This is a genomic window from Methanoculleus chikugoensis (assembly GCF_900095385.1).
In the GTDB taxonomy this organism is placed as follows: Archaea; Halobacteriota; Methanomicrobia; order Methanomicrobiales; family Methanoculleaceae; genus Methanoculleus; species Methanoculleus chikugoensis_A.
Genome location: NZ_FMID01000017.1, coordinates 121,485 through 128,715 on the forward strand (window position 1 = coordinate 121,485; position 7,231 = coordinate 128,715).

Below are 7,231 nucleotides of genomic sequence, written 5' to 3' on the forward strand. Positions count from 1 at the left end.
TGAGGGAACCCTTGAGGAATTGCGCAACGCGACAGAACCTGCCGAACCTTTTTATCATTGTTGTAAATGTTATGCAGTTTACATTCCCATAAAGTTAAATGAAAAGTATAGGCAGATCAGATATGGACGGTATACCGGATGACCCATAGGAAAGAACCGATTATGGAGATCGGACAGGAACCCGGGAAGAATGTTGCGATCGGTTTTTGGCGATCTCTTTTTCGGGACGGCATACCGGCCCATGAAGCCGTTCTCCAGCTGATCCCGGCACGGAAGGCCATCTACCTCCTCCCGGTCGCCCTCTTCTTCTTCTCCCTCTTCTTCGGGAGATACATGATGGACCCGGTGGAGACCTGCCGGATCCTCATCATCGGGTCGGCGAACGCATGCTTCGACGGTGCGTCGTCCCTGCTCTCGACCGTCTCCGGTCACCCGGTCCTCCTCCCCTCCTTCGAGCAGACCTGGGGAGCATCGGAAGAGACGGTCGTCTTCCGGATCAGGCTCCCGCGGTTGATAGCGGCGATGCTCGTCGGGGGAGGGCTCGCCATCGCCGGCGCCTCGTTTCAGGGACTCTTCAGGAACCCCCTCGTCTCGCCCGACATCCTCGGCGTCTCCGCCGGCGCAGGGTTCGGGGCGGCGCTCGGGATCCTCCTCTCCGGCAACCCCTGGGTCATCCAGGTCTCCGCCTTCGTCTTCGGGATCCTCGCGGTCGCCGTCACCTACGGCATCGGTCGGGCCGTCGGCAAGGGCTCGACCCTCGTCCTCGTCCTCGGGGGGATCATCGTTGGATCACTCTTCTCCGCCTTCATATCCCTCACCAAGTACATCGCCGACCCGTACGACACCCTGCCCGCGATAGTCTTCTGGCTGATGGGAAGCCTCTCCGCGGTCTCGAACGCCGACATCGTCGCGGTCGCCCCGCCGATCCTTCTCGGCGCTCTCTGCCTCTACCTCGTCAGGTGGCGGATCAACCTCCTCGCGGTCGGCGAAGAGGAGGCGCGGGCGCTCGGGGTGGACACAAAGAGGATGACCGTGGTGCTCATCATCGCCTCGACGGTCATCACCGCCTCCGCGGTCTGTATCAGCGGGATCATCGGCTGGGTCGGTCTCGTCGTCCCCCACATAGGAAGGATGCTCGTCGGCCCCGATTTCCGCAAGCTCATCCCCGTATCAGCCATTCTCGGGGCCTCGTTCCTTCTCGTCGTCGACGACATCGCAAGAACCCTGACCGCAGCCGAGATCCCGCTCGGCATCCTGACGTCGCTCGTCGGTGCGCCATTCTTTGCATACCTCCTGACACGCAAAAAGGTAGGCTGGATATCATGATCTTAGACGTCAACAACGCCTCGTTCTCGTACGACGGCATCACAAAACAGTTCGAAGAGATCTCCCTCTCCCTCCGGAGAGGAGAGGTCCTCTCCCTCCTCGGGAGGAACGGGACCGGAAAATCGACCCTGATCAAGTGCATCTTAAACATCCTCACGCTCCAGAAGGGGGAGGTGGAGATCAACGGCCGCCGGGTCGGCGATATGCGGCCCGAGGAGGTCGCGCGGCAGGTCGGTTACGTCCCCCAGGCCCACCAGGCTGTCTTCCCGTTCTCGGCGCTCGATTTCGTCCTCATGGGGAGAGCCCCCCATATATCAGCCTTCTCGGTCCCGGGCGAGGAGGACTACGAGAAGGCGGAGGAGGCGTTTGAGCGGATCGGGATCACCCATCTCCGGGAGAAGTCCATCTCCGAGATGTCGGGGGGAGAGTCGCAGATGGTGATGATCGCCCGCGCCCTCGCCCAGGAACCGTCGCTGCTCATCCTCGACGAACCGACGTCGCATCTCGATGTCGGCAACCAGATGAAGACGATAGCGACTATCGACCAGCTCGCCGCCGACGGGATCGCCATCCTGATGTGCACCCACTTCCCCGACCACGCGTTCCTGATCTCGCATTCGGCCGCCATCCTCAATAAAGGCAGGCTGATCGCGCAGGGCCGGGCCGAGGACGTCATCACGAAGGAGAACCTCCGTGAGGCTTACGGGGTCGATATCTGCGTCCACTACATTGAGGAGGCTGGGCGGACGGTCTGCATCCCGATGAATCCCTGCGGGTGCCGGGGCAGAGGGGAGGTATAATGACCCCGACACCGCGGTCCGCCACCCCAAAGGAAGAGAAGCGGGATGCTGACGCATGAGTGCCGCTGTTGCGCCCACCGCTGCCGGATCCCTGAGGGGGAGTGCGGCAGATGCGGCATGTACCGGGGTGCCGGAGGAGCGGCCGTCGAGGTCTTCCCCGACTCCTACCTGGCACGCTACCCGACCGCCATAGAGACGGTCCCTTTCCTTCATTTCTGGCCGGGACATACCTTCTATGCCGTCTCCTCGGTCGGTTGCAACCTCTCCTGCCCCGGGTGCGTCTCAGCAATCCTGACCGCCGATCCCGGTACCCTCACCGGGGCGCTCGTGCGCCTGCCGCCTGATAACGTGGTCAGTGAAGCGGAGGCGGCAGGCTGCCGGGGAATCCTCTTCTGCATCAACGAGCCCGCGGTATCCCTGCCGACCGTCCTGCGCCTTGCTGATGCCGCGCACGATGCCGGGCTGCTCTTCGGGTGCTCGACGAACGGCTACCTGGGGGACGAGGCTACGTGTGCCCTTGCACCGCTCCTCGACTGTGTCAATGTGGGGCTGAAAGGGGCGTCTGATGCGTGTTACCGGGAGTGCGGCGGGGCCTCGGCCGGGCCGGCCTTCAGGACGGTGCGGGCGCTCTATGAGGCGGGTGTCCACGTCGAGGTCTCGGTGGTCTACGTGCGGGGCCGCGAGGATGAGGTCGTCTCTGCCGCAGAGAGGGTTGCCGCTACGGACGCCGGCATCCCCTTCCAGATCATGCGCTTTATGCCGTTCTCTGGAGGAGGAGAGGAGAGAGTGCCTGCGGCACGCGAGGCCGAAGACCTTGCAGAGACGGTCTCCTCGATCCTCGAGAACGTCTACCTCTTCAACACCCCGGGGACGAGCCGGCTCTCCACCAGATGCCCGGCCTGCGGGCGCATCCTCATCAGGCGGGCCTTCAACGGGCCGATGGGGGCAAGGAACGAATGGGTGCACCCGGGAGAGCGGTGCGCGTGCGGCGCGAGGGTGCCGGTATCAGGCCGGATGACCGCAGAGTGGCGACCTGAGGCGAGGTACGCCGGCGGCTACCGGCCCACGCGCGGGCTTGAGCTCATCCGGGGTATGCTCGCGGCGGCGGGCGTCACCGACCGGGCGGCGCAGGGCAGGGTTCTTGCCGCCGAGCTCGCAAGCGGGGGACTTTCGACGCTCCACGAGAGGATAGCAACGCCTCGGGGGTTCTGCTCGGCCCTCCGATCGTATGCGGCCGCCGGCGGGAGGCGGGACGAGGGGGAGCGGCTCGCCTCGGATCTCCTTTCAATCGTGTCAGGGATCAGGGATAAGACCGTCGGTATGGGGCGGCCACGGATCTATGTGGCCCTCGGCCATCCCCTGGTCCCGCTCTATGCCGACAAACCGGAGATATCGCTCATCAGTTCCGCCGGCGGCTACCCGGTGAACCGTAACCTGGGACGGGGCGACCGGGACGCACGACCGGTCACGGCCCAAGAGATCGAGGCGCTCCGGCCGGAGGTCGTATTCTACCAGGAGGTCGCCCCGGTCGATACGGAGACCTTTGTCCGGGCCTGCCTTGATGCGGGAGTGCTTACAGAGGCGGTGAGGCGGGGTGCTGTATACCGGCTCCCGGCCGGCACAAAAACAGGGTGCCTCGGGTGGGCGGCATCGATCGCCGCCGTGGCAGGCATCCTCCACCCGGACGCCGGGTGCCCGGCCCCGGGGGAGGTCGAGGAAGCGGTGCTCTCGTGCGTCCGTGCGGTGGGCGGGGAGATCCCCTACGGGCGGTAGAACGACCTGTTTCCTGATACCGCGGCCGCGCTGGTCCCGTAAAACGTCCGGTAGAACCGGTCCTGCTCCGCGGCAAGGTCGAAGGCGGCGCGCTCCGGGTGGAGGGTGCCTGCGATAGCACAGAGGCCGAGCACCCAGCGGGGGTTGCCGAAGTCCCAGCCCGGCGGCATGGTGTAGACCCGGCCGTGCTCGACCGCGTCGGCCAAGAGCCCCATCTTCCGGCATGCCGCAATGTAATCGGAGGCAGGCGCCGAGAGGAACCCGGATACGAAGATGTACTCGGGGTTGAACGCAGCAAACTCCTCCGGCGTTATGTTGACCCCCGGTTTACCGGCCCGGGCGATCCCCCGGTTGACGGGATCGCCGCCGGCCGCCTCCACGAGATCCATCTCGAACCGGTCGGCGTTCAGGGCGAAGAGCGGCGTCCCCATCGAGTAGTAGACCCGGGGCCGGCGGCAGCCCTCGACCGCCGACGAGACCGCCGCCACCCGGTCGCCGATGTAGCCGGCCAGCCTCTCCGCCGCCCCGGGCCGGCCGGCCCGTTCACCGAGTTCCCGGACGAGGTCGAGGTAGCCGTCTATTGACTGGATCTTCCCGTGGAGGTCCCGGATGTAGTCGTCCCGGATGACCCCCGCCCAGATTCGGGCGAGGTCGGCGTCGGACTCCACGCCGAGGCAGACCAGGACGGCGTGAACCATCTCCAGCGCCCGGGTGAACCGGTAGCCGCCCATCATCCCCGGCTCGGCGTACGGCGTCTCCCCGACATTCCCGACAACAGGGAGTGAGAACCCGCAGGAGCACCGGACATCCGGGGGGATCGCGATCGTCCGCGCTCCCATCGGCCCGAAGAACTCCCGCCGGACGACCGTCTCCCCGCAGGACGGGCACGCCGTATCGAGGTACCCGGTCCCGGGGGAGTTGAAGAGATAGACGTACCGGAGCGTCCGCCGCAGGTCGTCGCAGATCCGCTCCGACTCCGCGATCGTCGGTTCCCTCTCCGGCGGCTCATCGCCGAACGGGATGAACCGCATGACGAGGAACGGGATATCGGGGGAGACCTCCGCGACCCGGGCGGCCGCGGCCCGGATCTCGTCGTCGCACCCCCGGGAATGGATACAGGAGACCTCGACGTGAACGCCTGCTTCGTGAAGGGTCTTCACCGCCCGGAAGGCCGGTTCCGCCGAGACCGCCCCGCATGCACGGTAGCGCGCATCGGACGCTCCTTTCAGCCCGATGTTTACGAAGTCGACGACGGGCGCGAGGTCGCGGAGGGACTCCTCCGTGTAGTAACCGTTCGTCGCGCACCCGACGAGGAGGCCGGCATCGTGCGCCGCCCGCGCCACCCGGAGGAAGGTCTGGTGCATCGCGGTCGGGTCGTTGAGGCAGAACGCTATCCCCCGGCACCCCTCTTTTAAGGCGCGCCCGACCAGAGCGCCGGGCGGAATATGCCTGAGAGCCCCGGAGACCGCTTCCGCGTGGTGGGCGATCGTCTCGGATATGCACCCCCCGCAGGAGAAGGTGCACCCGATACCGCTCGCCTGCAGGAACGTCTCCCGGGGGTGGTAATGGCACATCGGCATCGTCTCGATGGATATCGGCATGGCAGCGATGTAACGGTCGGGGAACCGCTCGACGATCGCCCCGCCCTCGTTTGTGTACATCCTGCACCGCCCGGTCCCCCCGGGCGGGACGGTACATCGGTTCTCGCAGATTGAGCAGCGCATCCTCACCGCTCCTTCTCCATCACGACCCAGAACCCCGAGTCGTCGCTGACAAGCCGGTGAGGGAGCCCGAGGTCCGCGAGGACTCCGGCGACCCGCTCCCGGTTCTCCGGGCCGAGGTTCCTGTCCCGGAAGTTCTTCCAATCGGGATTTTCCTTCGTCATCGCGACCAGAACTGCGTCCCGGAGTTCGGCGGTCCCGAACCCGCCCCCGACATAGGTCTTCCCGCCGGGTGCGAGGACCCGGTGGATCTCGGAGAAGGCGCGGGGAAGGTCCTCCCAGAAGAAGATCGACCCGCGGCTGACCGCGACGTCGACGGACCTAGCGGGAAGCGGGATGTTATGGACGTCACCCGACAACAGTGAAAGGCGGTCCGAAAGCCCGGCTTCCCGGATGTTCTCCCGGGCGAGGGCAAGCATCTCCACCGAAGAGTCGAGGAGCGTGACGGTAAGGTCGCTCGCCTGCGCAAGCGCTATCCCGAGCGACCCGGGGCCGCTGCCTACATCGAGGCACCGCCCGCGGGAGATTCTGCACCGCTCGATTATCTGCTTCGCGATCACCGGATAAACCGGTGCGAAAACGGTCTTTGCAATCTGGTTCATGTGCTCCGCCCCGTCCCGGTCGAACCTGCCTGGTACGTATCCCATCTTCTCGACCTCAGGGGTTCAGGATATCCTCGATCTGGTCGTCGGAGAGCGATACGTGGAGGAAGATCTCGTGGTACTCCCGGACGAGGCTCACAAGGTCCATATCCTGGAAGAGATCGGGATAGAGGGTCCTGGCGGTCCAGGGGATCCCGACGATCCGATTGATCCCGGGCGGGCGGTCGAACCAGCAGAACGCCGTCCGCGGGGTGAGGTAGACCCGGCCCGTCTTCACGGCGGTGATCTCCTGCCAGAGGGGGTCGGTCCGGACCGTGGCGTAGAACCCGGGATCCCCGGCCAGGATGACGTCCGGATCCCAGGCGATGATCTGCTCCATCGAGACCTCCGTCATCCCCATCCCGGGTGTTATCGCGCAATCCGCGACATTTCTCCCGCCGCAGAGATCGATGAGTTCGGAGTGCTGCGAGCCCGTGGGATCGGTCGTGAGCCCTTTCGGCCCCTCGGCGTAGTAGACCCCCACCCGCTCGTCGTCGGGGATCGCGGCCACCCGCTCCGTCACCATGGCGAGCACACCCTCGTAGTAGGCGATCATCGCTTCGGCCTGCTCCTCCTCGCCGAGGAGGTCGCCCATGAACCTGATGGGCGCGGAGTAGCCGGTGGAGTTGGTGCTATCCTCGACGGCGACGACCGGGATGGCGCCCATCTTCTGCTGCCGTTCGGCGACCGAGGCGAGCGCCGCCCCGCCGTCGGTGGTGAAGCCCTCGATGACAACGTCGGGGTGCATCGCAATGAACGTCTCGTAGTTGCCGGTATCTTTCCCGAACCAGCCTCCGACGACCGGGAGTGCCGCGTATCTCTCAGCGGTGTATCCCTTCTCGGGCGCGAAGTTCCAGCCTGCGAGCCGGTCGGGTGCGACCATGTAGACGAGGTTCGTCGACGGCGGCGAGGTGCAGAGGATGCTCTCGATCTCCGACGGGACGACGACGGTCCGGCCCACCATATCGGT

Annotated in this window: 6 protein-coding genes; 3 read left to right on the forward strand and 3 right to left on the reverse strand. The window is 65.7% G+C overall.

Annotated features, from left to right (window positions below):
• Positions 1-162: 162 nt before the first annotated feature.
• From L21_RS03375 to L21_RS03385, 3 genes are read left to right on the forward strand one after another with little or no spacing between them, the layout of a single operon-like run.
• Complete coding sequence (locus tag L21_RS03375; protein WP_083608751.1) at positions 163-1,326, forward strand: FecCD family ABC transporter permease; 1,164 nt, start codon at positions 163-165, stop codon at positions 1,324-1,326.
• Positions 1,323-2,126, forward strand: coding sequence for an ABC transporter ATP-binding protein (locus L21_RS03380; protein WP_074369084.1), 804 nt, complete (start codon positions 1,323-1,325; stop codon positions 2,124-2,126). The genes L21_RS03375 and L21_RS03380 overlap by 4 nt, the downstream gene beginning before the upstream one ends.
• A gap of 45 nt (positions 2,127-2,171) precedes the next feature.
• Complete coding sequence (locus L21_RS03385) at positions 2,172-3,899, forward strand: radical SAM protein (RefSeq protein WP_083608753.1); 1,728 nt, start codon at positions 2,172-2,174, stop codon at positions 3,897-3,899.
• On the opposite strand, the gene L21_RS03390 is transcribed toward L21_RS03385, so the two are convergent.
• From L21_RS03390 to L21_RS03400, 3 genes are all read right to left on the reverse strand, one after another.
• The gene (locus tag L21_RS03390) at positions 3,887-5,560 is read right to left on the reverse strand and encodes a radical SAM protein (RefSeq protein ID WP_256712175.1); all 1,674 of its coding nucleotides are present in this window, start codon (positions 5,558-5,560) and stop codon (positions 3,887-3,889) included. The two genes, L21_RS03385 and L21_RS03390, sit on opposite strands and share 13 nt — an antisense overlap.
• 65 nt (positions 5,561-5,625) lie before the next feature.
• Positions 5,626-6,267: a class I SAM-dependent methyltransferase gene (locus L21_RS03395; protein WP_074369087.1), complete on the reverse strand. Its 642-nt coding sequence runs from the start codon at positions 6,265-6,267 to the stop codon at positions 5,626-5,628.
• Positions 6,268-6,277: 10 nt separating this feature from the next.
• Positions 6,278-7,231, reverse strand: a 954-nt coding sequence (locus L21_RS03400; protein WP_074369103.1) for an iron ABC transporter substrate-binding protein, incomplete at its 5' end; no start/stop codon positions are given.

Excerpts from the sequence above, each read along its gene's own strand:
- L21_RS03390 (WP_256712175.1), bottom strand. The coding sequence starts at position 5,560 with ATGTACACAAACGAGGGCGGGGCGATCGTCGAGCGGTTCCCCGACCGT.
- L21_RS03385 (WP_083608753.1), top strand. The coding sequence starts at position 2,172 with ATGCTGACGCATGAGTGCCGCTGTTGCGCCCACCGCTGCCGGATCCCT.
- L21_RS03395 (WP_074369087.1), bottom strand. The coding sequence starts at position 6,267 with ATGGGATACGTACCAGGCAGGTTCGACCGGGACGGGGCGGAGCACATG.
- L21_RS03375 (WP_083608751.1), top strand. The coding sequence starts at position 163 with ATGGAGATCGGACAGGAACCCGGGAAGAATGTTGCGATCGGTTTTTGG.
- L21_RS03380 (WP_074369084.1), top strand. The coding sequence starts at position 1,323 with ATGATCTTAGACGTCAACAACGCCTCGTTCTCGTACGACGGCATCACA.